General features: G+C 65.0%; 18 protein-coding genes. 7 read left to right on the top strand and 11 right to left on the bottom strand.

Going from position 1 to position 25,752, the window contains the following annotated elements:
* The first annotated feature begins 105 nt into the window (after nt 1-105).
* Together LQ788_RS02280 and LQ788_RS02275 are read left to right on the top strand one after the other, a co-directional pair.
* Nucleotides 106-1,776 (top strand): BCCT family transporter, encoded by a 1,671-nt coding sequence (locus LQ788_RS02280; RefSeq protein ID WP_231444875.1) that lies wholly within the window; start codon nt 106-108, stop codon nt 1,774-1,776.
* Nucleotides 1,777-2,296: 520 nt separating this feature from the next.
* Nucleotides 2,297-3,475, top strand: a complete 1,179-nt coding sequence (locus LQ788_RS02275) for a Cmx/CmrA family chloramphenicol efflux MFS transporter (protein WP_231444873.1) — start codon at nt 2,297-2,299, stop codon at nt 3,473-3,475.
* Between the two features lie 175 nt (nt 3,476-3,650).
* Here LQ788_RS02275 and LQ788_RS02270 read toward each other — a convergent pair whose 3' ends face one another.
* The 6 genes from LQ788_RS02270 to LQ788_RS02245 form a co-directional block, all read right to left on the bottom strand.
* On the bottom strand, nt 3,651-4,427 hold the full coding sequence (locus LQ788_RS02270; RefSeq protein WP_231444871.1) for an IclR family transcriptional regulator: 777 nt from the start codon (nt 4,425-4,427) through the stop codon (nt 3,651-3,653).
* A gap of 3 nt (nt 4,428-4,430) precedes the next feature.
* Nucleotides 4,431-5,834 (bottom strand): formimidoylglutamate deiminase, encoded by a 1,404-nt coding sequence (locus tag LQ788_RS02265; RefSeq protein WP_231444870.1) that lies wholly within the window; start codon nt 5,832-5,834, stop codon nt 4,431-4,433.
* On the bottom strand, nt 5,831-7,066 hold the full coding sequence (locus LQ788_RS02260; RefSeq protein WP_231444868.1) for an allantoate amidohydrolase: 1,236 nt from the start codon (nt 7,064-7,066) through the stop codon (nt 5,831-5,833). Before LQ788_RS02260 ends, LQ788_RS02265 begins: the two co-directional genes overlap by 4 nt.
* 1 nt (nt 7,067) lies before the next feature.
* Nucleotides 7,068-8,792, bottom strand: coding sequence for a histidine ammonia-lyase (gene hutH / locus LQ788_RS02255; RefSeq protein WP_231444866.1), 1,725 nt, complete (start codon nt 8,790-8,792; stop codon nt 7,068-7,070).
* A gap of 169 nt (nt 8,793-8,961) precedes the next feature.
* Nucleotides 8,962-10,242, bottom strand: coding sequence for an imidazolonepropionase (gene hutI, locus LQ788_RS02250; protein WP_231444864.1), 1,281 nt, complete (start codon nt 10,240-10,242; stop codon nt 8,962-8,964).
* A gap of 150 nt (nt 10,243-10,392) precedes the next feature.
* Nucleotides 10,393-11,712, bottom strand: a complete 1,320-nt coding sequence (locus tag LQ788_RS02245) for a class I adenylate-forming enzyme family protein (RefSeq protein ID WP_231444861.1) — start codon at nt 11,710-11,712, stop codon at nt 10,393-10,395.
* Between the two features lie 145 nt (nt 11,713-11,857).
* Here LQ788_RS02245 and LQ788_RS02240 point away from each other — a divergent pair, with 145 nt between their 5' ends.
* Nucleotides 11,858-13,171, top strand: a complete 1,314-nt coding sequence (locus tag LQ788_RS02240) for a PucR family transcriptional regulator (RefSeq protein WP_231444859.1) — start codon at nt 11,858-11,860, stop codon at nt 13,169-13,171.
* 36 nt (nt 13,172-13,207) lie between these two features.
* Here LQ788_RS02240 and LQ788_RS02235 read toward each other — a convergent pair whose 3' ends face one another.
* Together LQ788_RS02235 and hutU are read right to left on the bottom strand one after the other, a co-directional pair.
* Complete coding sequence (locus LQ788_RS02235) at nt 13,208-13,408, bottom strand: hypothetical protein (RefSeq protein WP_231444857.1); 201 nt, start codon at nt 13,406-13,408, stop codon at nt 13,208-13,210.
* Nucleotides 13,409-13,843: 435 nt separating this feature from the next.
* Nucleotides 13,844-15,565 (bottom strand): urocanate hydratase, encoded by a 1,722-nt coding sequence (hutU, locus tag LQ788_RS02230; RefSeq protein ID WP_231444855.1) that lies wholly within the window; start codon nt 15,563-15,565, stop codon nt 13,844-13,846.
* 350 nt (nt 15,566-15,915) lie between these two features.
* Between hutU and LQ788_RS02225 the strand changes: the two genes are divergently transcribed.
* From LQ788_RS02225 to catA, 4 genes are read left to right on the top strand one after another with little or no spacing between them, the layout of a single operon-like run.
* Nucleotides 15,916-17,517, top strand: coding sequence for an ATP-binding protein (locus tag LQ788_RS02225; RefSeq protein ID WP_231444853.1), 1,602 nt, complete (start codon nt 15,916-15,918; stop codon nt 17,515-17,517).
* Nucleotides 17,514-18,461, top strand: coding sequence for a LysR substrate-binding domain-containing protein (locus LQ788_RS02220; RefSeq protein ID WP_231444851.1), 948 nt, complete (start codon nt 17,514-17,516; stop codon nt 18,459-18,461). The genes LQ788_RS02225 and LQ788_RS02220 overlap by 4 nt, the downstream gene beginning before the upstream one ends.
* The gene (locus LQ788_RS02215; protein ID WP_231444849.1) at nt 18,458-19,561 is read left to right on the top strand and encodes a mandelate racemase/muconate lactonizing enzyme family protein; all 1,104 of its coding nucleotides are present in this window, start codon (nt 18,458-18,460) and stop codon (nt 19,559-19,561) included. Before LQ788_RS02220 ends, LQ788_RS02215 begins: the two co-directional genes overlap by 4 nt.
* 46 nt (nt 19,562-19,607) lie before the next feature.
* On the top strand, nt 19,608-20,477 hold the full coding sequence (gene catA / locus LQ788_RS02210; RefSeq protein ID WP_231444847.1) for a catechol 1,2-dioxygenase: 870 nt from the start codon (nt 19,608-19,610) through the stop codon (nt 20,475-20,477).
* 118 nt (nt 20,478-20,595) lie between these two features.
* Here catA and LQ788_RS02205 read toward each other — a convergent pair whose 3' ends face one another.
* The 3 genes from LQ788_RS02205 to benC are packed head-to-tail and all read right to left on the bottom strand — an operon-like array spanning nt 20,596 to nt 25,749.
* Complete coding sequence (locus tag LQ788_RS02205) at nt 20,596-23,322, bottom strand: helix-turn-helix transcriptional regulator (protein ID WP_262908366.1); 2,727 nt, start codon at nt 23,320-23,322, stop codon at nt 20,596-20,598.
* A 56-nt stretch (nt 23,323-23,378) separates the two neighbouring features.
* Nucleotides 23,379-24,197, bottom strand: coding sequence for a 1,6-dihydroxycyclohexa-2,4-diene-1-carboxylate dehydrogenase (locus tag LQ788_RS02200; protein ID WP_231444845.1), 819 nt, complete (start codon nt 24,195-24,197; stop codon nt 23,379-23,381).
* A complete protein-coding gene (gene benC, locus LQ788_RS02195; protein ID WP_231444843.1) occupies nt 24,187-25,749 on the bottom strand; it encodes a benzoate 1,2-dioxygenase electron transfer component BenC in 1,563 nt (520 codons plus the stop codon). The genes LQ788_RS02200 and benC overlap by 11 nt, the downstream gene beginning before the upstream one ends.
* Nucleotides 25,750-25,752: the final 3 nt, after the last annotated feature.

The raw sequence follows: 25,752 nt of genomic DNA, 5'->3' as shown, positions 1-25,752 counted from the left end.
ACCCCAGTTCGCGGAGCCTGTTTCTTGCCATAGCGCACTACCCCCACCGCCCCCTGACGAAGACTCCTGCCCGCCGCCCAGGTGGATTCGAGTTTGGAGACCACGATGACGATGATGGACAACCACGTACCCGAACCGGAGCCTGACCCCGGGACTGACCCCGGATCTGAAGCCGACTCGGAGCCTGACCCCGCGGCAAGCACTACCGATACCGCACAGGCAGAATCACAGGAAGCCGCCGACTCCGCTCAGCACAGCAATATCGGCAGCGTCTTCTACTGGTCGGTGGCCTTCGTCATCGCCTTTGTGCTCTGGGCCGCGATCTCACCTGAGAGCCTGGGCACCATCATGACCACAGCGATGACCGCCGTGTCATCGGGCTTCGGCTGGATCTACCTCGTCGTGCCATTCGCCGCGATCGTCATGCTCGTGTGGTTCGCCGCCAGCAGATTCGGCCGTCTTCGGCTCGGGTCAGCGGATTCGAGGCCAGAGTACAGCACCTTCGCCTGGCTGGCGATGGTCTTGGCCGCGGTCATGGGCATCGGCCTCGTCAGCTACGGTGTGGCCGAACCGATGTCGCACTTCATGGTCCCACCACATGGCCTGGCAGAGCCGGAGACCATGGACGCCGCGGTCCGGGCAATGCAGTTCTCCTACCTCGACTGGGGCTTCCAAGCCTGGGCCATCTTCGGAGTCTTCGGCCTGGCCATCGGCTATTCCACACACCGGAAAGGTCGGCCGGCTCTCGTCTCGACGATGCTGCGCCCAGTGCTCGGTCGCTTCGTCGACGGCTGGGTCGGCAAGTTCATCGACATCCTCACCATCATCGCCACCCTGTTCGGAACGACAACGTCGCTGGGCCTCGGCGCCTCTCAGATCGGCGAAGGCCTCAAAGTCGTGTTCGGCGTCGACGCCACCCTGACTCTGCAGGTCGTCGTCATCGGTGTGCTGACGCTGCTCTTCACCGGCTCGGCTCTGTCCGGCGTCGGCCGTGGCATCAAATACGTCTCCCAGATCACCCTGACCATGGCGACCATCCTCGGCCTGTTCGTCTTCATCACCGGGCCCAGCGGCTTCGTCGCCAATCTGTTCGTACGCTCGGTCGGTTCCTTCGCCGGCGACTTCCTGCAGCTGAGTTTCATGACGCCTTCCAGCGCTGCAGACAGCGAATGGATGCTCGGCTGGACCTACTTCATGATGGCCTGGTGGCTGTCATGGAGCGCCTTCGTCGGAATCTTCCTGGCCAAGATCTCCAAGGGCCGAACGATCCGCCAGTTCGTCGCCGGTGTGCTGCTCGTTCCAAGCGCCGTGTTCTTCCTCTGGTTCACCATTATGGGCGGGTCCGCGATCAAGCTCGACATGGGCGGAGCGAAGATCGGTGAGGCGACGTCTGCCAATCTCGACACCGCATTCTTCAGTCTGCTCGAGGAACTCCCGCTCACGCTTCTGGCCTCGATCTTCACCATCATCATGGTGATCCTGTTCTTCGTCTCCTCTGCTGACTCGAACACCTTCGTGCTCAGTTCGCTGTCCTCGCGAGGTTCGTTCGAGCCGAACCGGCCAGTCATCGCCACCTGGGGCTTCCTCACCGGCGCCTGTGCGATCGTGCTGCTCCTCCTCGGCGGACTCCAGGCTCTGCAACAGGCGGCGATGCTCTCTGCTGTGCCATTCACCGTCATCGTCGTCGTCCTCGGAATCGCTCTGATCAAGGAGCTGAAGAGCGACCACCAGATCGTCGAAGAGATCGCCCGCGAAAAGCGCGTGCTCGGGCTCTGAGCCTCGCTCTGGCCCCACGCTTCATCGAGCGGACCACTTAACTTCGACGGGAGACACTATAACCTGCTCCCTCGACGCCAAGTGGTCCGCTTGATTGTTCTGGCTGAGGATGGTCACCGCAGCCAGAGGTCACCGCAGCTTTGCGGTCATCTCGGTGCCGGCAGAACTCATAAAGCACGGAAATCATTTTTATGAGAAACACTTCCAATTCATAAAAACTAGAGCGGATCATCGCGAGCTCTGACTGGTTTGCCGCGCGCCTCTGCGCTGACCCCGTTCGCAATAACGTTAAGCCGGTTGAGAACCGATCTGTCCTAACCACTCACCATCGAGCTCGGGTAGAGTCTGGGACATGTCGAGTCCCGAATCAGACAAGTCAGGGCTGTCGGTCACACCGTCAGCCCCTTGAACCACTAGTTTCGACGCCCACAATCTGCGTGGGTGTATGTCTGGCGCAATCTGGGCGCTGACCGTGGTGGCAAGAAGATCCATTTTTTGATCTCTCACCTCGGAGTACTCGATGCCTTTTGCTCTCTACATGCTTGCCCTGGCGGTCTTCGTCATGGGTACTTCAGAATTCATGCTCGCGGGACTCCTCCCCGCGATCGCAACCGAACTTGAAATATCGGTCGGCACGGCGGGGCTGCTGACCTCCGCATTCGCGGTCGGTATGGTCATCGGCGCGCCAGTGATGGCAGCATTCGGTCGCCGTTGGCCACCGCGGCACACGTTAGTCGTCTGCCTAATCGTGTTCGCAGGAAGCCACATCATCGGAGCGATGACGTCCGCTTTCTCCCTCCTGCTCATCACCCGGATACTCAGCGCTCTTGCAAACGCCGGGTTCCTCGCCGTAGCTCTGAGCACGTCCGCTATCCTTGTGCCGGAGAACCAGAAGGGGCGTGCATTGTCGATCCTGCTTGCCGGCACGACGATCGCAACCGTCGCAGGTGTCCCTGGTGGGGCGCTACTCGGCACAGCACTGGGCTGGCGAGCCACGTTCTGGGCGATCGCCTTACTCTGTCTTCCCGCGATCTTCGGAATCATACGAGGCATCGCGAATACTGCCGCTCAGACTGCATCCACCGCATCTTCGCCAAGTCTTCTTACGGAACTCGGCCAGTTGGCGACGCCGCGGCTCGTCTTAACCATGGCACTTGCCGCGCTGATCAACGGAGGGACCTTTGCGGTATTCACCTTCCTCGCGCCGGTCGTGACTGAGACCGCGAGGCTGGACGAATTCTGGGTGCCGCTCGCCCTGGTGATGTTCGGCAGCGGTTCGTTCTTCGGCGTCACGATCGCTGGACGACTATCAGATCAACGACCCGGCACAGTGCTTGCTGTCGGTGGACCTCTGCTGCTGGCAGGCTGGGTCATGCTGGCCGCGACAGCGTCGAACCCCGTTGCTCTTATCGTTCTCGTCTTAGTTCAGGGCGTCCTGTCGTTCGGCGTGGGCAGCACATTGATCGCTCGTGTGATGTATGCAGCGTCGGGTGCACCGACCATGGGCGGTTCGTATGCAACCGCAGCATTGAACATGGGAGCTGCCGCTGGGCCGGTGCTTGGCGCATTCGGACTATCTACCGACCTGGGTCTGCTGGCGCCGGTTTATGTCGCCTCGGCGCTTACTGCAGTATCACTCATCATCATGTTCCTCTTACGGTGCACGCTCATGAAGACCGGTCCGGAGGCCAACCGGTGATTCATCCGAATGCACTTTTCGCACTTCGTGTCCGTCTCCGATCGGCCTCACTCTGGCCCCACGCTTCATCGAGCGGACCACTTAGCTTCGACGGGAGACACTATAACCTGCTCCCTCGACGACAAGTGGTCCGCTCGATTGTTCTGGCTGAGGATGGTCACCGACTCTTGAGAGGTCACCGCAGCTTTGCGGTCACCTCTGCGGCGGCTGCGAGGACCTTGTCCACGAGCGGTTCAGTGACAGCGTCCTCGTCCAGCGCTTCACCGGAGGCTCCTGAGCCCAGCGCATCCCCAGCGAGCGAGAGCCCGATCGCGGCGATCGGCCGGGAGAGGACATCGTAGACGGGGGCGGCGATCGTCGAGATCCCGGGGGTGACCTCGCCGTGTTCGATCGCCCATCCGGCCCGTCTGTCCTGGGCCAGGATTGCGTTGAGCGCCTTGACCGTGGTCGGGCCCTGGCCGGTGCGGGTGACGAATCCGGACTCGGACTGGAACATCGCCAGCACCTCAGACTTGGGCAGCTGCGCGAGTATCGCCCGCCCGGTCGCCGTCAGGTAGCTGGGCATGCGCACACCGGTGGCGGTGATGACCGCGACGGACTTCAGGGACTGCTCTTTGAGCACGTACACGGTCTCCCAGCCGCGGATGACGGCCAACTGTGCCGTGGCCGAGGTCTCCTCCGCCAGCTGACGCACGATGGGCTGAGCCAGGCGCTGCAGCGGGTTCGTGCGCAGGTAGGAGCTGCCCAGTTCGTGCACGCCGGCACCCAGCACATAACCGGATTCGGTGCGCACGACGAGCCCGAGTTCCTCGAGCACGGTGAGCAGCTCGTAGGCACTCGAGCGCGGGATCTCCAGCGCCCGGACCAGGGCACCGGCGGTGATCGGACGATTCGATGAGGCCAGATGCCGAAGGATCGCGATCGAGCGCCGCAGTGCCGGAACCTCAGCCACGGCTCAGTCCTCCATCCCCAGGGCGGCGAACGCAGCCCGGTAGAGTTCCGAGATCTCGCCGAGTTCGGTGTGCACGCCGTCGCGGACTCGCACATGGGCGCCGCTGACGGTCATTGCCACGTCCGCCGAGGTGGCCGAGAGGATGACCTGCTCCCCCACCGATCCGAAGGTGCGCATGCTGTCGGTTCTCACCGCGATGAAGTCACACGCCTTGCCCACGGCCAGTTCGCCGACGGGCAGGTCGAGGCTGCGTGCCCCGCCCGTGGTCAGGGAGCTGATGAGCTCGGCCGGTGAGAATCGTCCGCGTTGGCCCGAGCGAAGTCGCTCCCCGGCTTCCAGACCCTGGGTTTCACGCAGCGCGTCGAGGACGACGTGCTGATCGGAGCCGATCGAGATCGTCGCTCCGGCATCGGCGAGTTCGCGGGCAGGTCCGATGCCGTCGGCCAGGTCGGCCTCCGTACATGGGCACATCACGATGTTGGCTTCGGCCCCACCCAGGCTCGCGATGTCGTCATCGCTGAGGTGGGTGGCGTGGACGGCAGAGAGATTCGACGCGACCACACCCGAGCGGTCGAGGACCTGCGTGGGCGTTGTGCCGTAGGCGGCTTGGCAGGCTTCGTTCTCCGCTGGCTGCTCGGATAGGTGCACGTGGACCGGTTCGTCGAGTTCGGCGAATCTGGGCAGGTTGGCTGCCGGGACCGCGCGGATCGAGTGGATGGCCGATCCCACGTGGACGAAGCTCTCACCAGGGGCATTGACCGGGAACTCGGTGGCGAAGGACTCAGACAGAGCAGCATGGCGGTCCATGTATCCGTCGATGGTCCCGTCACCGAACCGGGCCTGCTCTGCCGAGAGCTCGGAGTCGATGCCACCGGTGAGGTAGCAGGTGTCGAGGAGTCGGATCCGCATCCCCGCCGAGGTGGCCGCACGTGCCAGCGCCCGTTCCATCGCGTGGGCGCGGGTGGAATCTGCAGCGGCGGTGTCGTCGGCGGCGGCGCCAGATGTGCCCGAGCCATATGGTGTTCCGTCAGGAGCATGGTGGACGTAGTGGAATTCGCCCACCGAGGTGTAGCCGCCAGCGAGCATCTCCGCGAAGACCGCGCGAGCCACCGTTTCGTAGTTCTCCGGGCTCAGCTTCGCAGCCACGGAGTACATGACTTCGCGCCAGGTCCAGAAGGTGCCGCCGTCACCGTGGGTGCGTCCGCGCAGGATGCGGTGGAAGGCGTGGGAGTGGGCGTTGACTCCACCGGGCAGGGTGAAGCCGGGAACCACCTCGGCGATGGTGGGTGGGGTGTCGATCTCGGTCTCGACCGAGGTCAGGGTGCCCGTCTCATCGGCGGTGAGGAGGACGCCGGCGGCGACCTTCCCGTCGACCCAGGCGGTCTCGCACCAGAAGCGCGTGCTCATGACTCATCTCCTGGTGCATCTGCCACTCCCAGTTCCCCTTCGAGGACCTTGACCAGGGCGGAGACTCCGGCGCGCTGGTCATCGACCTCGCAGGCCTCTTCTGGTGCGTGGGAGACGCCGGTCGGGTTGCGTACGTAGAGCATCGCCGAGGGCACGTGTGGGGCGAGGATGCCCGCATCGTGTCCGGCCCCCGAGGGCAGCAGCGGTGCGTCGGGCAGCACGGAGGTCAGCCGGGAGTTGAGTTCGGCGGTGAAGTACGTCGTCGGAGAGTAGGACTCCTGAGAGATCGACACCTCGACGCCGGCACCTTCAGCATGCTCGCGGGCGCGCTTCGAGATCGCCTCGAGGACCTGCTTGACGACAGCGTCATCGGCGTGCCGGATGTCGAGCCAGAAGCTCATGCCCGAGGCGATGACGTTCGTCCCGCCCGGGTGGATGAGGGTGCGTCCCACGGTGGCGACTGCCTGGTCGTGGCTGGCGGCGAGCACGGGGATGTCACCGATGACGCGGCTGCCGGCGACGACCGGATCGGCGCGGTGGCTCATCGGCGTGGTTCCGGCGTGGTTGCCCTGGCCGGAGAACGCGAAGTGCCAGCGGCCGTGGCCGATGATCGACGAACCGATCGCCACAGCCTGGTCGGTGTTGATGAGCCCGATGCCCTGCTCGACGTGGAGTTCGATGAAGGATCCGACCTTCTCCAGTCGGGCTGTGTCGGTGCCGATGCGGTTCGGGTCGAGACCGTATCCGCGGGCGACGTCGGCAAAGGTGTCACCGTTGGCGTCGGTGAGACCCAGTGCACGGTCGGCGTCGATGGCGCCGGTGATGAGGCGTGATCCCAGGCAGGCGACTCCGAAGCGTGAGCCCTCTTCCTCGGGGAAGACGGCGAGCGCGAGTGGACGCTGGGCGCGGTCGAGTGCACCGGAGGATTTGAGTTCGTCGAAGGCTGCCAGCGCCGAGGCGACGCCGAGGGGGCCGTCGAAGGCACCGCCGCCGGGGACGGAGTCCAGGTGGGAGCCGGTGACGACGGCGTTGTCACCGGGCGCGGTCGCCCACGCCCAGGTGATGCCGTTGTCATCGATCTCGGTGTCGAGGCCGCGTCGGGCCGCCTCGGCGAGGAACCAGTCGCGGAGTTCGCGTTCGGTGTTCGAGAAGCCGGCGCGTTGGTAGCCGGGGCCGCGGGTGTCACGGCCGGTGTCCTCGATCTGGGCCAGGAGGGAGACGACGTCGCTCATCTCAGTTCGCCTCGCCCGAAACGTTGGAAGCCGCGCCGTTGGTGCCGGCCTCGTCCGGGTGAGTCGTTGCCGCGTCGGTACCGGAGGCTGCGGCGGCAGCGTCGAGGTTGCCCAGGGCGGTGAACTCGGGGTCGTTGACCGCTGGTGATCCGCCTTCTGGCAGCCAGGTTCCGGCAGCGGAGGTCACGGTGTGCTGCAGCGGTGAGACCGACTCGGCTGCGGCGACTAGGGAGCCGTCTTTGACCTTGGCGATCGTCTCGGCGAGTTCCGGGGACAGGAAGCGGTCGGGGCCTGGGCCGGGAACGGTTTCGCGGATCGCGGAGATCACGGCGCCGGTGACAGGGGCGGGTGCTGCTTCGCGCATATCGCAGGCCCGGGAGGCGGCGTAGAACTCGATGCCGACGACGCTGGCGAGGTTGTCGACGACCTTGCGCAGCTTGCGGGCGGCCGACCAGCCCATGGACACGTGGTCTTCCTGCATTGCCGAGGATGGGATCGAGTCCACCGAGGCGGGGCTGGCGTTGCGCTTGGCCTCGGAGACCATCGCGGCCTGGGTGTAGTGGGCGATCATCAGGCCCGAGTCGACGCCGGCGTCGTCGGCGAGGAACGGGGTGAGGTTCTGGTTGCGGGTGACGTCCATCATCCGGTCGGTGCGGCGTTCGGACATTGAGGCCACATCGGCGGCGACGATGGCGAGGAAGTCCAGGGCATGCGCCAGGGGTGCGCCGTGGAAGTTGCCGTTGGAGGAGACCATGCCGTTGGTGAGCACGACGGGGTTGTCGATGGCCGCACGCAGTTCGCGCTCGGCGACCTGCGTGGCGAAGGCCACGGCATCACGGGCCGCACCGTTGACCTGTGGGGCGCAGCGCATCGAGTAGGCGTCCTGGACCAGGTGGGTCGAGTCGCGGTGGCTGGCGGTGATGCCGGAGTCCTTGAGCGAGGTCAGCATGTTCGCGGCTGCCGCGGACTGCCCGTCGTGGGGGCGCAGGGCGTAGTGGAGTTCGGGGGCGAAGACGGCGTCGGTGCCGAAGAGGCCTTCGATGCTCATGGCAGCGGAGACGTCGACGGCGGTGAGCAGGTTCTCCAGGTCGGTCAGGGCCATGATGAGCATGCCCAGCATGCCGTCGGTGCCGTTGACCAGCGCCAGGCCTTCCTTTTCGGCCAGGGTCACTGGAGCGATTCCGGCCGCGGCCAGCACTTCGTCGGCGGGTCCGGCGACACCGTCGGGTCCGGCGGCCACGCCTTCGCCCATGACGACGAGGGCGCAGGCAGACAGTGGGGCGAGGTCACCCGAGCAGCCCAGTGATCCGTACTCGTGGACGACCGGGGTGATGCCGGCGTTGAGGAGGTCGACGTAGGTCTGGAGCACCTCGGCGCGCACCCCTGCCCGGCCGGTGGCCAGGGTGCGGGCGCGCAGGAGCATGAGGGCGCGCACGACCTCGCGTTCGACGGGTTCGCCGACGCCGGCGGCGTGGGAGCGGATGAGTGATTTCTGCAGCTGGGTGCGCAGTTCGGCGGGGATGTGGCGCTGGGCCAGTGCCCCGAAGCCGGTGGAGACTCCGTAGACGGGCTTCTCGGCCTGGGCGAGGGCGTCGATGGCTTCGCGGTATTTGTTCACTCGCGCCAGAGTGGTCTCGCTCAGGGCCACCTTCGCATCGTGGCGGGCGACGTCGACCACCTGGGCGAATGTGAGGGTATCGGGATCGAGATCGATGAAGACTGACATCTGGGACCTTTCGGTTGAGTGAGTTATACGTTCGTGTGGTGTCATCAGATGGTGACGACGTGGGAGGGTCGAGCCCGGCCCTGGGTTGTTCAGACCGGCGGTTCAGACTTGCGGTTGAGACAGGTGGTTCAGACCGGCGGTTCACAGACCTGCGGTTGAGACAGGTGGTTCAGACCTGTGGTCGGTTGTCGGCGACGAGCTCGCCGCCGGAGTAGACGCGTTCGACGAGCTGGACCCCGGGCCGGTAGGCCAGGTGCCGATAGCTGGGGGCATCGAGGATGATGAGGTCAGCCCGAGCTCCGGCGCCGAGGTGGCCCACGTCGGTTCGTTGCAGGGCGTTGGCTCCACCGGCGGTGACGGCCCAGACGGCCTGTTCGACGGTGAAGTGCATATCGCGCACGCCGATGGCGACCGTGAAGGGGATGCTGTTGGAGAAGCCCGAGCCCGGGTTGCAGTCCGTGGCGATCGCCAGGCTCACGCCGGCCTCGACGTAGCGACGAGCGTCGGGGTAGGGCTGGCGGGTGGAGAATTCGATGCTCGGCAGCAGCGTGACGACGGTGCCGGCTGAGGCGAGGACTGCGAGGTCCTCATCGGAGGCGAATGTCGCGTGGTCGACGGACACGCAGCCGAGTTCGGCTCCGAGTTTGAGCGCTCCCCCCTCGGTGAGCTGGTTGGCGTGCAGTCGTGGTTTCATGCCCGCAGCCTTGCCGGCTTCGATGATGCGACTCGTCTGCTCTTCGGTGAAGGCGCCCTTTTCGCAGAACACGTCGATCCATTTGGCGTGGCCGGTCGCGGCCGGGATGATCTCGTCGATGACGAGGTCGACGTAGCCTTGAGGGTTCTCCTTGAACTCCGGCGGCACCACATGGGCGGCGATGAGTGTGGACTCCTCGGTGTGCCGGTTGATGATCTGCAGTGCGCGCAGCTCATCCTCCAGCGTGAGTCCGTAGCCGGACTTGATCTCGAAGGTCGTCGTGCCCTGCCGGGTGGCTTGGCCCATGAGGTGGACGAGGTTGGCCTCGAGCTCCTCATCGCTGGCAGCCCGAGTGGCCGCCACTGTCGTGGCGATGCCACCGGCGGAGTACTTCTGCCCGGCCATGCGCGCGGCGAATTCCTCGGACCGATCACCGGCGAAGATGAGGTGATTGTGGCTGTCGACGAAGCCGGGCAGGACGGCTTTGCCTCCCACGTCGATCGTCTCCAGTTCCACTCCCCCGCTCGCCGAGGTGAGGGTGCCGTTTTCGATGTCATCGTCGTTGACCACCTCGGCGGTGGTGGAATCGGCCTCGCCGAGGTGGTCCTGAAGAGCGGTGTCCGCCTGGGCGGACGGCCCCGACCACAGAATCCGACCGTTGTCGATGAGCACTGCGGCGTCCTCAATGACGTTCAGAGCGCCGATTGTGTCGAGGTCATTGACGACGAGTTCGCTGATCCCGGTGATGAGCTGCAAGGGGGTGTCCTTCGCGGTCGAGAGTAGTTCACTCTCAGTATGGACCGCACAGGCTCACCACTGAAGCGTCAGCGAAGGAATTTGTCCGATATTTCGGACAGTTCGTGATCGGCGACTCACACCACTGTCTGCCGACTCTTCGAGCCTCGGTCACCTGCGTTCATTCGCGCTGTTGCTGCATTCGACAAGCGTCAGGTATCCGTCCTCGTCGAGGAATCCGAGGTCTCCGGTGTGCAGCCAGCCGTCTTTGATCGCCTCGGCCGTCGCCTCGGGGCGGCCGAGGAAGCCGCGCATCACAGTCTGTCCGGAGATGATCACCTCACCGGTTTCTCCTGCAGGCAGGTGCTGGCCGTGCGGGTTCCGGATGGCCACGGTGATTCCCGGCAGTGCTGTTCCGACGGTTCCCAGCCGGCGGGTGCCGTCGTTGCGGTTGATCGTTGCCGCTGCCGAGCATTCCGAGCGACCGTAGCCTACAAGGATGGGCACGTCGAACTTCGCTTCGAAGCGGGTGATCGCGTCAATCGACATCGGGGCATCCCCACTGAAGACGAACCGCAAGGATGTGGCATCGACTGTGGGTTCGTTGCTGGATTCCAGGGCCGAGCAGATCGCCGGTCCTGCCGAGAAGTAGCTCGGTCGTTCCTCTTCGACGATGTCCCAGAAGGTTGTCGGATCGAACTCCGGCAGCAGATGAACGCTGCCGCCGAACATGAGGGGCGAGACGGCCCCGGCAAGGAGGCTGTGGCCGTCGAAGAGGGGCAGCACGAGGAGACTGCGCGTGTCCTCGTCGAAATCGATTCCGCTGAGGATCGACCACACCATGGCCGAGACGTTGGAGTGACTGAGCAGGCAGCCCTTCGGCGGGCCCGTCGCAGCTGAGGTGTAGACGATGAGCGATCCGTCGCTGTCACGGACGTTGACGGCACTGAGCGGTTCGGCACCGCCGCGGTAGCAGTCGTCGTCGACGGAGAGAAAGCTGAGGCTATTGACGTCGGCCACCACCTCGGCGCGGGTGTCGCCGACGAGCAGAACGGCGCCCGAGTCATCGAGTTGGAAGCCCACCGCGTCATCGTCCAGGGCAGGGTCGATCGGGTTGAGCACCGCGCCCAGGGACCAAGCTGCGAACATCGTGGTGATGACTCCGCGGGCATTGCACAGCAGCACACCGACCACGGAACCGAAGCCCACGCGGAAGCGGGCACTCATGGCGTGCGCGGTCGTGGCCACGGCAGAGGCGAATTCGGCGTTGTCGCAGCTCCCGCCGGGCCAGCTCAGGCACGGCCCGTCCGGGTTGGAGCGGGCACGGTCGGCGGGGAGCCCGACGAGATCGGCCACGGGGAAGGCCGAGGTCAGGGCCGCCTCGGCGACCTTCCGCCCTGCGTGAGCCTCCCAACCTTCGCATGTCGACGCATCGGCGTGCGTCGTCGCCTTGCTCCTGGTGGGCACTGCTGCGGTATTCGAAGTCTGCATAGATCAAGCGTATCCAGGCATGATGGTCAGCACACTGGTCGCGATGTCAAAGCATTCCCCATCCTTGGGTCAAAGCTACAAACAGATTGTCAGAGCTTTCGACGAACGCCTCACCACAGCCGACAGTTCGCGCTAGTCTTCTCATATGGTCGCCTCTCCTTCGTGGACGCCCGGCGACGGGCCCGGTCCCACGCCTGCCACCGCCGAGGTGGTGGCACAGCTCTCCCGGATCGCCGGGAAGCTGAGTCCGCGCTTGCCGGAGCTGACCGCGACCGTCTACGACTATCTGGCCACGCGGATCGCCGAACTCGGTGAGGAGCGCACGCTCCTCGATCTGCTCCGCGCGAGCATCGAGGGCAATATCGAGACCATCTTCCATGCGCTCCGGCACGGGATCGCTCCGGACAACCTCGAACCGCCGGTCGCCGCCTACGAATACGCGAGACGACTGGCCCAACGCGGGATCTCAGTCAACGCCCTGGTCAGGGCCTATCGCCTCGGTCAGCAACGGCTGCTGCAGGCCGCCTACGACTTCATCAGCACCGAGGCCGAGCTTCCGATCGACCTGGCTCCGGCAGTGTTCCAGCGGCTGGTCGATGAGGTCTCGGAATACATCGACTGGATGTCGCAGAAGGTCGCCGTCCTCTACGAACAGGAACGCGAAGCCTGGCTGGCCAATCGCACAACTGCACGCCAATCTCAGGTCAGAGGCCTCATCGAAGGCGGGGATGTCGACGCCGCTGCGGCCGCGGCAACCCTGGGTTACAGTCTCACCGCCCGACACGTGGCCGTCATCGCCTGGACCCACCATTCGGCACCCGACACCAACGATGGTCTGGGCAGATTCACCTCCGCCATCAACGCCACGGCCGCCGCAATGGGCTCCCCACGCTCGGCCCTGATCATCAGCCGCGACCAGGACACCGCCTGGGGATGGATCACGGTGCCAGAGGACTGGGAGTACGAGGAGTCCCTCCGCGATCGAGTTCGGCTCAGCTCCACCGAAGCCGCGCACTTGGCGCTCGGCTCCGCCCACACCGCGGCACAAGGATTCCGGCTCTCTCACCAGGAAGCCCTGCGAGTCCAGAAAGTGTGCCTTGCCGGACGGACGCCGGTGCCGCTGCGCTCCCACGACGACCCCGGAATGGCTCTCGTCTCGTTGCTGTCCACCGATGTCGAGGCGGGCCGGAACTGGGTGCGCTCCGTCCTCGGTCCGCTGGCAGAGGACTCCGAGGCCAATACCCGGCACCGCTCGACGCTGCTGGCCTATATGCTTCACGATCTCAGCTACACGGCCACAGCGACCGCGATGTCGATGCACAAGAACTCGATCCGCTACCGCGTGGAGATGGCCGAGTCGATCCTCGGCACGGATCTGGGATCGAATCGCCTCAACATCGAGGCAGCCCTCTACGCCCACAGCTACATATTCGAGTCACAAGAATCCGTTCCGGACTGAGACCTGCCCCGGACTGAACTGAGGTCCGGACTGAGCTCAGGCGGCTCCGACGCACAGGGCCAGCTCAGGCGGCTCCGACGCACAGGGCCAGCTCAGGCAGACACCACCCGGATTCCTCTGGGCGCGGGTGAAGGGCAATCCGACCAGCTCGGCAACGGGGAAGAGGACGTCGTCAGCGGCCTCGGCGCCTCCTCCATTGCTGTGAACCGGTGCGGAAGTTGTGTCCGATGTCGTCATGACTCAAAAGTAGCTGCGACTGTGACCTCGCAAACTCAGGCAACCGCGTGCCCTGCTCACCGACAGGACCAGATACCTGTATCACTCTGCGGAACAGTACACAGGTTGCAACCTATGTACTGTTCCGCAGAGTGAAGCGTCGCGGCTCGAGCGTGGTACGCCCAACGGTTTGGACGCATCACGAGAAAGGGACCGATCGAAGTTTCAGAGCCCCTCTTTGAAGCTGGGCTATTCAACTTCGATCGATCCCTTTCGAAGACGCGCTGGCGTGCAGGCGAGCCAGGCGTGCAGGCGCGCTGGCGAGTCAGGCGCGCAGACGTGCTGGCGTGCAGGCGTGCAGGCGAGCCAGGCGTGCAGGCGAGCCAGGCGTGCAGGCGAGCCAGGCGTGCAGGCGAGTCAGGCCCAACGCGTCTCGGCGCACCTACCCCGCGGCCGTTACTGCGCGGCGGACTCCTCGTCGCGCTTGTCGAGCTCCGAGATCATAGGAACGCGCATGCCGCGTTCTTCGGCAACCTCGGCGGCGCGGTCGTAGCCGGCGTCGACGTGGCGGATGACGCCCATGCCCGGGTCGTTGGTGAGCAGACGGGCGAGCTTCTTGGCAGCGAGCTCGGTGCCGTCGGCGACGGAGACCTGACCGGCGTGGATGGAGCGGCCGATGCCGACGCCGCCGCCGTGGTGGATGGACACCCAGGTGGCACCCGATGAGGTGTTGACCATGGCGTTGAGCAGCGGCCAGTCGGCCACGGCGTCGGTGCCGTCGAGCATGGATTCGGTCTCACGGTAGGGGCTGGCGACCGAGCCGGAGTCGAGATGGTCGCGGCCGATGACGATCGGGGCCGAGATTGTGCCTTCGGCGACGAGCTGGTTGAACAGCAGACCTGCCTGCTGACGTTCCTTGTAGCCGAGCCAGCAGATGCGTGCCGGAAGGCCTTCGAACTCGACGTACTCGTTGGCGGCATCGAGCCAGGTGTGGAGGTGCTCGTTTTCGGGGAAGAGTTCCTTCAGCGCCTTGTCGGTGACCTCGATGTCCTTGGGATCACCGGAGAGGGCAACCCAGCGGAAGGGTCCGAGTCCTTCGCAGAAGAGCGGGCGGATGTAGGCCGGGACGAAGCCGGGGAATTCGAAGGCGCGCTCGTAGCCGGCTTTGCGGGCTTCGTCGCGGATCGAGTTGCCGTAGTCGAAGACCTCGGCACCGCGGTCCTGGAACTCGACCATGGCCTTGACATGTTTGGCCATGGATTCTTCGGCGCGGATGGTGAACTTCTCCGCGTCCTGTTCGGCCTCGTCGTGCCAGTCATCGACGCTGACGCCGATGGGCAGGTAGGACAGCGGGTCATGTGCCGAGGTCTGGTCGGTGACGATGTCGACCTCTGCGGCCTCGGGACGGTCGAGGATCATCGGCAGGATCTCAGCGGCGTTGCCGACGAGTCCCACGGACAGTGCCTGCTTGTTCTTCTTGGCCTCGATGACCTTGGCCAGTGCGGTGTCGAGATCGGTCTCGACCTCGTCGAGGTAGCGCTTGGACTTGCGACGATCCAGGCGGGTCTTGTCGACGTCGATGATGAGGCAGGCGCCTCCGTTGAGAGTCACGGACAGTGGCTGGGCCCCGCCCATGCCGCCGCAGCCGCCGGTGATCGTCAGGGTGCCGGCCAAGGTGCCGTTGTAGCGCTTGTCGGCGATGGCGCCGAAGGTCTCGTACGTGCCCTGGAGGATGCCCTGGGTGGCGATGTAGATCCAGGAGCCGGCGGTCATCTGGCCGTACATCATCAGCCCCTCGGCCTCGAGCTCGCGGAAGTGCTCCCAGTTGGCCCAGTCGCCGACGAGGTTGGAGTTGGCGATAAGCACACGAGGCGCCCATTCGTGGGTGCGCATGACACCGACCGGCTTGCCCGACTGAACGAGGAGAGTCTCATCATCCTCGAGATCATCGAGGGTGCGCACGATCGCGTCGTAGGCCTCCCAGGAGCGAGCCGCACGACCGGTGCCGCCGTAGACGACGAGGTCCTCGGGACGCTCGGCAACCTCGGGGTCGAGGTTGTTCATGAGCATGCGCTTGGGTGCTTCGGTCTGCCAGCTCTTGGCGGTGATCTCGGTGCCGCGGTCGGCGCGGATCACGCGTGAGGGATCGTGCTGGGTGAAGCCGGGCTTCGTGGTCATGTGACTCTCCTTGTCATCGTGTCCGGCAGAGCGGAATGGTTCCGGGGGTTCGGCTGTGCGGAGATTGATTCCCCAGAGCCGTTGTCGTCCCTGACTACACAATCCATTCTGACGGCTGGCGAGATTTGCGAAAGTGGTCTGGATCAAGTTCCGTCCGAAATATCGGACACCCTCGCCGAGGTGGGGCCTGGGCATCCGCGCCACCTCGCAGACGTCGATGTCACTTCCCCATCCATTTATGCCACCTACTTCTCAATCGAGACGATATCGATTCTGTAAGTAAAGATGAAAAGGGAATAGTGTGACGAGTGAAACACCGAATCTCCGAGCATCAGAGAAGAGGAACGACGATGTTCACTGCCCTCACCGCGGTCGTCGCGGCCACCGAGTCCCAGGATCTTCTGACCACCCGCACCCGGGCTCAGAGCTGGCGCTCGAAGGAGATCGGAATCCCCGACCGCGACCTCACCGACCAGGCACTGGCCGATCTCGCGACAACGGCGGCCAACCTCGGCGAACGTCCCTTCGAACGCACTGTCGCGGCGATCCAGGCCAGCCGCAGCGGGGACTACCCGGTCATCCCCGACATCACCTCGGCCGCCGAGGTCCTGCGCGAATTCCTCCGCGCGGGCCGCATCGACGGCTGGCTCTACATCCGCGAATCCGACGGCTACGTCCACCCTTACCTTGTGATGGCCATCGCGGTCGAACACGGGGACAAGACACGTGGTCCGCGCCTGAAGCTGACTCTCGAGGCCGACAATCCGACGGTCAAGCGCCCTTCCCGAGTTCCCCGCGTCCTCTATTTCGAAGATACCGAGATCGTCGGCAAGACCCCCGAGGAGGCACTGACTGCGGCCGGAGCCTTCCGTGAGAATCAGTCACTCAAGGACGAATACTCGACCCGTCTGGCCGAGTTCAAGGAGATCATCGACCACGGCTTCGGCTCTCAGTACATCTTCACCGGGCGCGCGATCCGCACCGACGACCATCGCGCGGCCAATCGTCGTGCCGGACGCAAGGTCGTCAACGACGTCGCCCCCGATGAGATCGCCGGCCTGCGCGGATCCACCCCTGCCGTCCTCTTCGACGAAGACGAACTGGGAACGATTCCGCTGCTCACGGCCGTGCGCGTCTTCGACCTCGGCGCCCAGGACTACCTCGACGTCAACACCGGCGATCTCGATGAGTACGCCTACGACCCGAGCCTGCAGGACAAGCTTGTCCTCCCCGACGAACAGCGCGAACTGCTCACCATCCTCACCTCAGACATCGGCGTCTTCACCGGCGACATCATCAACGGCAAGTCCGCCGGCAACGTCATCCTCGCCAAGGGTCGCCCCGGAGTCGGTAAGACCCTGACCGCCGAGGTGTATGCCGAGGTCATCGGCAAACCGCTGTACTCGATCCACTCCGGATCGCTGGGCATCACACCCGAGGCCGTACGCAAGAACCTCGAGGTCATCTTCGACCGGGCCAAGCGCTGGGACGCCGTACTCCTCCTCGACGAAGCTGATGTCTTCGTCCTCGAACGCGGCCTCGACCTCGTCCAGAACGCGATCGTCGCAGAGTTCCTGCGCACCCTCGAATACTTCGACGGACTGCTCTTCCTCACGACGAACCGGACGAACGGCGTCGACGAGGCGATCCTCGCCCGCTGTGCCGCCGTCATCGAATACCACGCCCCGAGCCCCGAGGATGCCCGCCAGATCTGGCAGATCATGGCCCGCGGGAACGACATCGAGCTCGACGCGGACCTCCTCAACCGCCTGGTCAAAGACTTCGTCGACATCACCGCCCGTGACATCAAGATGGTGCTGCGTCTGGCACTGCGCATCGCCGCCCACCGCGGTGCCGCTCTGAGCTTCGATGACTTCGTCCACGCCGCGCACTTCCGCGGAATCCACACGGTGGACGAAGAGTCGGCACACCTGACGGGTGCCTCGCAATGATGCTCGAGACCCGCCAGCTGCAGTACTTCGCCACCGTGGCCGAGGAACGCCACTTCGGCAAGGCCGCGGAACGCCTCAAGCTGGCACAGCCCTACCTCTCCCAGCAGATCCGCAAGCTCGAGCGACAGCTGGGCACCACCCTGCTCAACCGGACCACCCGCACCGTCGCCCTGACCCCGGCGGGAAGCCACCTCCTCGAACAGGCACGCCGGGTCCTGTCCGAACTCGACACTCTCGGCTCCGAGGTCCAACTCATCGGCGCGGGGCTCAAGGGTCCGCTGCGTCTGGGCTTCACGGGTTCGACAACCTATGGGGTGATGCCGCAGGTCGTGCGCCGCACAGCCATGGCCGCACCCAACCTGCAGCTGGGTGTCAGCGGCGAGATGACCACTCCCCGGCTCGTCTCCCAGCTGCTCGAGCGCAGCATCGACATCGCGCTCCTGCGCTACGGTTCCCCGATGAAGGGACTGAGCTACCAGGTGCTCGGACATGAGACCTGCATCCTGGCGGTACCGACCGGTTCCCCGCTGGACGACCTCGAATCGATCACAGCCGCCGAACTGGCCGAGACAGCCCTGGTCGGCTACCCGGAGAACTCCGTGGTCTCGGCGGTCACGACGGCGTTCCTGTCCGAGCAATCGGCGTCCCCCGACTACTCGATCCGCGCCTCGGAGACTTCGACTCTGATGTCACTGGTCGCCGCCGGGCTGGGACCGGCCATCGTCCCCCGCACGGCCACGGCCTTGGAGATCCCCGGCGTCCACTTCCGTGAGATCACCGAAGCGCCCCGGACAGAACTCGCGCTGGCGTGGCGCACAAACGAAGAAACCCAGACCGTCACTCGCATGGCCAGGATCATCACCGAGGTGGTCTCCGACGTCATCGACGAAACAGCAAGCGATCCGGCCGCATCACCCGCCGAACCGAAGGAGCACGCATCGTGAAGATCACCCACCTGGAGACGGTGCCCTACCGGATCCCGATGAAGAAGCCGCTGAAATTCGCCAGCGGCGCCGTCCACCACATCGAACACGTGCTGCTTCGCCTCCACACCGACGACGGCCTCGTCGGCACCGCGGACATTCCGCCCCGCCCCTACACCTACGGGGAGACCGTTGAGTCTGTCATCGCCGTCATCAACACGATCTTCTCCGATGCACTCATCGGCGCTGATCCCCTCGATCGCGCGGCGATCCATTCCAAACTGCATCGCACGATCGGAAACCAGACGGCCAAGGGCGGCGTCGACATCGCCCTCTGGGACCTCATCGGCCAGGCGTATTCGACCCCTGTCCACCGCCTTCTCGGCGGGTTCGCCTCCTCCTTGGAGGTCTCGCATATGCTCGGCTTCTCACCCACCCAGGCGGTCGTCGACGAGGCACTGTCATTCACGGAGACCTACGGAGTCCGCTCATTCAAGATCAAGGTCGGACGCCGGCCTGTCTCTCTCGACGTCGAACTCGTCGCCGCCCTGCGTGAAACGCTGGGGCCTGACGCCCTGCTCTACCTCGATGCGAACCGTGGCTGGAACGCCACCGAAGCTGCCCAGGTGCTAGCGGCCACAGCCGAGCTCGACCTCCGGTTCTTCGAAGAACCCAATGATGCCGCCGAGGTGCTCACCCGCCGTCAGCTTGTGACGAAATCACCGATTCCGATCGTCGCCGACGAATCGGCGCCCAACCTCGGCGATGCCGCTCGCGAGATCCAGACCGGCGGAGCCAACGCCCTGTCGATCAAGACCGCGCGAACCGGCTTCACGGAGTCGCAGAAGATCCTGTCCTACGCCGAGGCCCTCGGGCTCGACGTGCTCATGGGCAATCAGATCGACACCCAGCTGGGAAGCATCGCCACTGTGACCTTCGGTGCGGCGTTCGAGCACTCCTCGCGGTACCCGGGCGAGATGTCGAACTTCCTCGACATGGCCGATGATCTCATCGCCTCGCCGCTGGAGATCAAAGACGGGCACATTCAGGCCCCGACCGTTCCCGGCGTCGGCAATGCCGTCGACGAGGACAAGCTGGCCCATTACCGCATCGACCGCTGACCACCCCCACAAACCTGACGTACACAACATCAACAAAGGAGTAGACATGTCAGAGAACAGTTTCCAGACTGAGACCACCGCCAAGGCTGCGGACTCGGGCGCCAATGCCTCCGCCCGCTTCCGCGAACGCCAGGCTCAGGCCGGCGGCGGAGTCATCGACCACGAGCGCGTGGCACTTCTGGCCGGCAAGGCTGTCAAGGCGCTGACCGACATCGTCGAAGAGGAGCAGGTCAGCTACGAGGAGTACAACGCCCTCAAGGCTTGGCTGATCAAGGTCGGCGAAGACGGCGAGTGGCCGCTCTTCCTCGACGTGTGGATCGAGCACGCGGTTGAGGAGGTCGCCAACCAGGACCGTGAGGGCACGAAGGGCACCATCGAGGGACCCTACTACCTCGACGGATCGCCTGAGGCTGAGTGGAACGGCACCATCGACATGCGCCCCGACGAACCGGGCACCCCGTTCATGTTCAAAGGCCAGGTCACCTCGACCACCGGTGAACCCATCCCCGGAGCCAAGCTCGAGCTGTGGCACGCCGACAACCTGGGCTTCTACTCGCAGTTCGCTCCGGGCCTGCCCGAGTGGAACCTGCGTGGAACCTTCGTCGCCAACGAAGACGGAGAGTACGAGATCCACACGATCCGCCCTGCGCCCTACCAGATCCCCACAGAGGGTGCCTGCGGCCAGCTCATCGACGCTGCCGGGTGGCACGCCTGGCGTCCGGCGCACCTGCACTTCAAGGTGCACGCTCCCGGGCACAAGCTCATCACCTCGCAGCTCTACTTCCCCGGCGATCCGCACAACGATGACGACATCGCCTCGGCGGTCAAGCCCGAGCTGCTGCTCGAGCCCAAGGACAACCCGGATGCCGAAGGTGAGATGACGATCTACAACTTCGTCCTCGATCCCGAAGGCTGAGCAGAACTCGCATATTGAACTGATTCGGTCTGGCTGATTCAGTCACAGAGCAACGCGGAGGGCGTCACGGCAATTGCCGTGACGCCCTCGCTCATTCACATCTCGGCAGACCAGACCCTCACACCGGCGGCACGTCACCGGATAGGTGGACGGCGGCGAGTTCGGTGCGCGACCGGATCCCGAACTTCCCGTAGATGTGCGTGAGGTGGTACTGCACGGTCTTCTCTGCGATGAAGAGCTTGCGCGAGACCTCGGCGTTGGTCATTCCCTGCACCACGAGGTCGGCCACTGACATCTCCTGCGGGGTCAGCGGGACGTATCCGCCTGAGTCGGTGGAGTTCTTCGCCGAGGTGCGTGTGGTCTCTGACTCCGACATCCCGCGCCAGGACATGCCGGTGGCGCGCAGCTCCTGGTCGCAGCGTTTGACGAGGACCGTGGCGCCCACGCCTTCGTAGAATTCGCGCGCTCTGACCAGGCTCTCCACAGCGTCACGGCGGCGGTTGGCTCGGCGCAGCATCTGCCCGCGGCTGAGCAGGACCCGCGCGGCGGCCGTGTCCTGCTGTCCGTCGGTGAAGAGCTTGAGCGCTTGGGAGAAGCTCTCCTGAGCGGCGGGAATGTCGCCGCTGTCTTGGCTGATCCGCGCCGAGGCGACCGCCGCCAACGCGCGCACGTGGGACCTGGATTCGTGGGTGTTGGCCACGAAGTCGGTCGCCATCTGCCGGGCCTGGTCCGAGTGACCGAGAATGATGAGGGCATCGACGAACTCGGTGGCCCAGGGCCAGAACGAGTTCCGCTCCTGCGTCCAGGGGTCCACGTCCAGCAGCGCTCGCAGAGCAGCGGCGCGTCCGTCGTGATCGCCCCTGACATCGGCGGCCACGGCCCTCACCATCCTGGCCGGAACCTGCATCGCCAGGTAATCGCTGAGGATGGCTCCGCTGTCTGCTCGCCTCATCACCTCGTCGACGGGATGGCCGCGCCAGAGTTTGATTTCGGCCGCGGTCCAGTTCAGCAACGGTGCCACGAGCGTGATGTTGGCGTCGTCGGCCTTTCGCAGACCGATCTCTGCCGTGCGCAGGCCCTCATTCCATTCGCCGAGGAGGTATTGGACACGAGCCAACCAGCCATGGGCCCACAGCGAGATCCGCAGGGACCCGCGTTCGTGCTGGGTGGGAACGGCCGCCTCGAATTCTCGCACCGCCTTCCGCAGGTCACCGGCCAGCATCGACACCCAGCCGATGCAGAGTCGCACCCGTTGGTTCTGGGCCCCGGTGAGGTGACGATCACCCAGGTCATCGAGGTCTTCTACGGCCTCCACGATCTTGCCCTGAGCTGCAAATCCCAGGGCGCGCATCGCATGGGATTCGACGTTGGCAGGTGCGTCCGAATGTCCAAGGGACATCGCCCGGTTCGCCCATTCGCGGACCTTCGGCCCGTCCCAGCGCACCAGCGAATCAAGTGTGCGGCGCAGGGCAATCTGGGCCATCAGACCGTCATCATCGGTCGGGGCGGCCTCCGCCCTTGAGAGCAGGTCGTCGGCCTGCGCGGCCTGGCCGCGGTGGATGGCAACATTGGCCAGCACCGTCTCGCGCAATGTCGAGGGTGCGATGCTCTTGCCGATGTCGATCCACGGCAGGACCTCGATGACTCGACCGGCGCTGGCCAGTGCATCGATGCCGGCCAGCAGCTCATCATCACGGGCTGGGGAGGGCGCGAGGACTCTGGCCGCACCGAAATGCAGCTCGGCGGCGTCGGCCCAGCGCCCGTAGCGTTCGGCCACGACCGCGGATTCGGCCAAGCGTTTGGCGAGCACCTCGTCGGTGCCGGCTGAGGCCGCGGCAAGATGAACGAGACGCTCATCCTCGCGTGGAGCGGACTCCGCGGCTCTTTCGTGGAGGAGACGTCGAGTGGAGGCTGCGATGTCGGCATTGATCACCCGTGCCGACATTGGTCGTTTCAGGCCCAAGGTCAGCCGGCCGGCCGAGTTCCTTTCGACGAAGATCCCTTGGGCGACTCCGAGGTCCACGGCGCTGCCGGGTTCGGCCAGACCGGCCACGCATGCAAGGCGGTGCAGGTCCTGGGGTCCGCCGAGGATCGCCAGAGCGGAGGCGACATCCCTGACCTCTGCGGATTCGGTGGCCTCAATCGGGTCGAGGACTTCGCGGACCACGCTGAGCGGCAGCGGCAGGTCGGCCGGATCGGTGGGCCACTGCCGATCGGGCAGCAGGTCGAGGATCTCCAGAGCGGTGCGCAGGCGCCCGGAGCTCTCGGTCACGAGCACGGAGGCACCGTGTTCGCCGATGTCGTAGATCCCGTGGGCGCGTGCCAGCTCGAGGGCATCGTCGCGACCGAAGGCGGGGATCGTGACCCGTTCGGATACGGGACTGGTCGTCATGCGCAGAAAATCGGCGTCGACCTCGGCGGCGGTGGATGGGTCGACGGCAATGAGGAGGAGGACCCGGGTCGCGCGCAGACGCCGGGCCAGCTGACTGAAGATCTGCAGGCTCTCGGGGTCGGCGAGGTGAACATCATCGAGGATGACGATGCGCTTCTCCTCATCCTCCGTCAGCAGTTCCTCAAGCAGAGATTCCGCGATCTGCACCCGGTCGCTGGCCGCGCATTCACCGTCGACGGACTGCCAGATGGGGTCCCGGGTGCGCAGCTGTCCGATCAGCGCATAGGGCACCTCACGGCTCCATTCGGCTCCGGCGAGGACCTCACAGAATGCGTCGGTCTCGTCCTGGACGGCGCGCAGAACACTGGACTTGCCAGAGCCTGCGCCGCCCTCCAGGACGACGATCCGACCGCCGTCGTCGATGGTCTCCCACAGACCCAGTACGGCGCGCAGCGCCTGTGCCGGACCGGGGAGCAGATCGCGTTGTTCCGGGCCTGCTTGTGGTTGGTCTATCCCTGATCACCGCCACCGATGGGCAGGACGGACCCGTTGACGTAGGACGCCGCGTCCGAGGCGAGGAAGACGATGGGCCAGGCCTGCTCGGCCAGGGTTCCGTAGCGCTTGAACAGGCTGGATTCGGTCGTCTGCGTCACGACTTCGCGGAACCATCCTTGTTCCTCCTCGGTCTGGGCGCCCGGACCCCTGGGGATCCGGCGTTCTGGTGCTTCGGTGCCGCCGGGTGCGGTGGCTACGATCCGCACGCCCGCCTCGGCGGCCTCCATAGCCAGCGATGCGGTGAGCGCGTTGACCCCGCCCTTCGCGGCGGAGTACGGGACCCGGTTGATGCCGCGCGTCGCGATCGACGACACGTTGACAATGGTACCTGTCCCCCGTGACTTCATCTCGGGAAGCAGCGCCCGGCACATCCACAGCGTCGGGAACAGGGAGCGGCGGATCTCGGCTTCGATCTTCTCCGGTTCGTAGAGTTCAAAGGGCTTGGCCCAGATCGTCCCGCCGACGGCGTTGATGGCCACGTCGGGGAAGCGCAGCTTCTTCGCTCCCTCAGTGACGACGTGTTCCGCGCCCTCCCAGGTCTCAAGATCGCCCAACACCGTCGCCGAGGTGAGGCTGCGTCCGCGTGCATCGGCGATGTCCTTCGCCTCCGCTTCCGTATCCTCCACGAGGTCCGATCGGTCGGAGAGGATCAGATCCGCCCCCTGCGCGGCGGCGAGCAGAGCCGTCTCGCGCCCGATGCCCTGGGCGGCTCCGGTGATGAGGACGAGCTTGCCGGCCAGCAGCCCTTGGTCGATGAGCGGCTCAGACCTCATGCGGGACCACCTTGCTCATGGTGGCGCGGGAATGCTCGCTGTGGGCGCGCAGGACACGGCGTGCGGCCTCGATGTCGTTGTTCTCGAAGGCGTCGACGAGTTCGAAGTGCTCCTGGTCGACTTCGGGGGCGATCCAGCCGCCGTTCTTCAGGGCTTCGACGATCTGGCTTTGGACCTGGAGTCGGCGGAAGCTTTCGAGGAAGGCGGGGTTGTCGGAGAGGATGAAGAGGTATTCGTGGAATTCCTCGTTGAGCTTGCCGAACTCCTCGGCGTCGACGATCTCGTTGCCCTTGAGCACCGTCGAGACGTTCTTCGCCAGGCGACGGAACTGTTCGAGCTGCTTATCGGTCAGCCGGCCCATGAGCAGTTCTGTCACGGCGAGTTCGAGACCCGTGCGGGCTTCGAGGTGGGCCATAGAATCCTGGTGTGTGAAGGAGAGACGACCGGTCTCCATCGACGACACTGCGTCACCGGCGCTGACCTTGTCTCCGGCTTCCTTGATCTCCTCGGTGCTCATCGGTGCCCCGGACTCATCATCATCGGTCGAGCCCTTGGGTGCGAAGCGTTCGTAGTAGAAGTTCGCCGGGGTGATGCCCTCATCGCCGAGCCACTTCGAGACCGCGTCGACCATCGGCGGTGGACCGCAGAGGTAGATGTCGACGTCGCCGCCGGCAAGGTGCTCGTCATCGAGGAACTGGGTGACGTAACCCTTCTGCTCAGCGGTCGATTCCGGGTTGGACACGCAGTAGCTGTAGGTCAGTGTGCTGATCTTCTTCGTGTAATCCTCGAGGATGTCGAGGCCCACGAGGTCGGAGTCGTTGGTGACTCCGTAGACCAGGTGGATGGGTTGGTCGGTGCCGTCATCGGCGATCTTCTCGAGGATCGACAGGATCGGGGCGAGCCCAGTGCCGCCGGCCAGCAGCAGCATGCGACGCTTCGGCGGACGGAGGAAGAAGGTGCCGTAGGGTCCGGTCATCGTCAGCTTGTCACCGACCGCGGCGCGTTCGGTCAGGAAGGTCGACATGGCACCACCCGGGGTGTTGCGGACCATGAAGGAGGTCTTCTCGACCTTCGGGCCCGAGCTGAAGGAGTAGGAGCGGGCCTGGTCTGTGCCCGGGACCTGCAGGTTCATGTACTGCCCAGGCAGGTAGGCCAGGTCGTCACGCTTGTCCACGGACAGGGTGAAGCTGACGGTGGAGTCTGCGTGGAATTCCAGGTCGACGATCTCGGTTTCGAACTCCGAGGCCGAGGTCTTGGCGATGTCGGAGGTCGTGGGAACGTCGATGACCATGTCGGATTCGGGAGTGGCCTGGCAGGTGAGTACGTAGCCTTCTTCGAGCTCCTCTTCCGTCATCGCGTCGTCGATGAAGTCGCCCGGGTCGAATTCGCCCGAGGTGCAGAAGGACTTGCATGTCCCGCAGGCCCCGTCGCGGCAGTCGGAGGGAAGGTTGATCCGCGCCTTGAAGGCGGCTTCCATCACGGTCTCGTACTGGTTGACCTTGATGATCTTGGTGACGCCATCTTCGAAGCTGATGGCTACGTCGTTGCTCATGGT

The sequence above is a fragment of the Brevibacterium zhoupengii genome (assembly GCF_021117425.1).
Lineage (GTDB): Bacteria > Actinomycetota > Actinomycetes > Actinomycetales > Brevibacteriaceae > Brevibacterium > Brevibacterium zhoupengii.
Note: the sequence above shows the minus strand (reverse complement) of the source record. Positions and strands in the feature narration are given on the sequence as shown.

What these genes read in the sequence shown, in the direction of transcription:
- benC (WP_231444843.1), bottom strand. Translation starts at nt 25,749, where the DNA reads ATGAGCAACGACGTAGCCATCAGCTTCGAAGATGGCGTCACCAAGATC.
- LQ788_RS02225 (WP_231444853.1), top strand. Translation starts at nt 15,916, where the DNA reads ATGTTCACTGCCCTCACCGCGGTCGTCGCGGCCACCGAGTCCCAGGAT.
- LQ788_RS02265 (WP_231444870.1), bottom strand. Translation starts at nt 5,834, where the DNA reads ATGAGCACGCGCTTCTGGTGCGAGACCGCCTGGGTCGACGGGAAGGTC.
- hutU (WP_231444855.1), bottom strand. Translation starts at nt 15,565, where the DNA reads ATGACCACGAAGCCCGGCTTCACCCAGCACGATCCCTCACGCGTGATC.
- LQ788_RS02245 (WP_231444861.1), bottom strand. Translation starts at nt 11,712, where the DNA reads ATGCAGACTTCGAATACCGCAGCAGTGCCCACCAGGAGCAAGGCGACG.
- LQ788_RS02275 (WP_231444873.1), top strand. Translation starts at nt 2,297, where the DNA reads ATGCCTTTTGCTCTCTACATGCTTGCCCTGGCGGTCTTCGTCATGGGT.
- LQ788_RS02220 (WP_231444851.1), top strand. Translation starts at nt 17,514, where the DNA reads ATGATGCTCGAGACCCGCCAGCTGCAGTACTTCGCCACCGTGGCCGAG.
- LQ788_RS02200 (WP_231444845.1), bottom strand. Translation starts at nt 24,197, where the DNA reads ATGAGGTCTGAGCCGCTCATCGACCAAGGGCTGCTGGCCGGCAAGCTC.
- hutH (WP_231444866.1), bottom strand. Translation starts at nt 8,792, where the DNA reads ATGTCAGTCTTCATCGATCTCGATCCCGATACCCTCACATTCGCCCAG.
- catA (WP_231444847.1), top strand. Translation starts at nt 19,608, where the DNA reads ATGTCAGAGAACAGTTTCCAGACTGAGACCACCGCCAAGGCTGCGGAC.
- LQ788_RS02280 (WP_231444875.1), top strand. Translation starts at nt 106, where the DNA reads ATGACGATGATGGACAACCACGTACCCGAACCGGAGCCTGACCCCGGG.
- LQ788_RS02240 (WP_231444859.1), top strand. Translation starts at nt 11,858, where the DNA reads ATGGTCGCCTCTCCTTCGTGGACGCCCGGCGACGGGCCCGGTCCCACG.
- LQ788_RS02235 (WP_231444857.1), bottom strand. Translation starts at nt 13,408, where the DNA reads ATGACGACATCGGACACAACTTCCGCACCGGTTCACAGCAATGGAGGA.
- LQ788_RS02260 (WP_231444868.1), bottom strand. Translation starts at nt 7,066, where the DNA reads ATGAGCGACGTCGTCTCCCTCCTGGCCCAGATCGAGGACACCGGCCGT.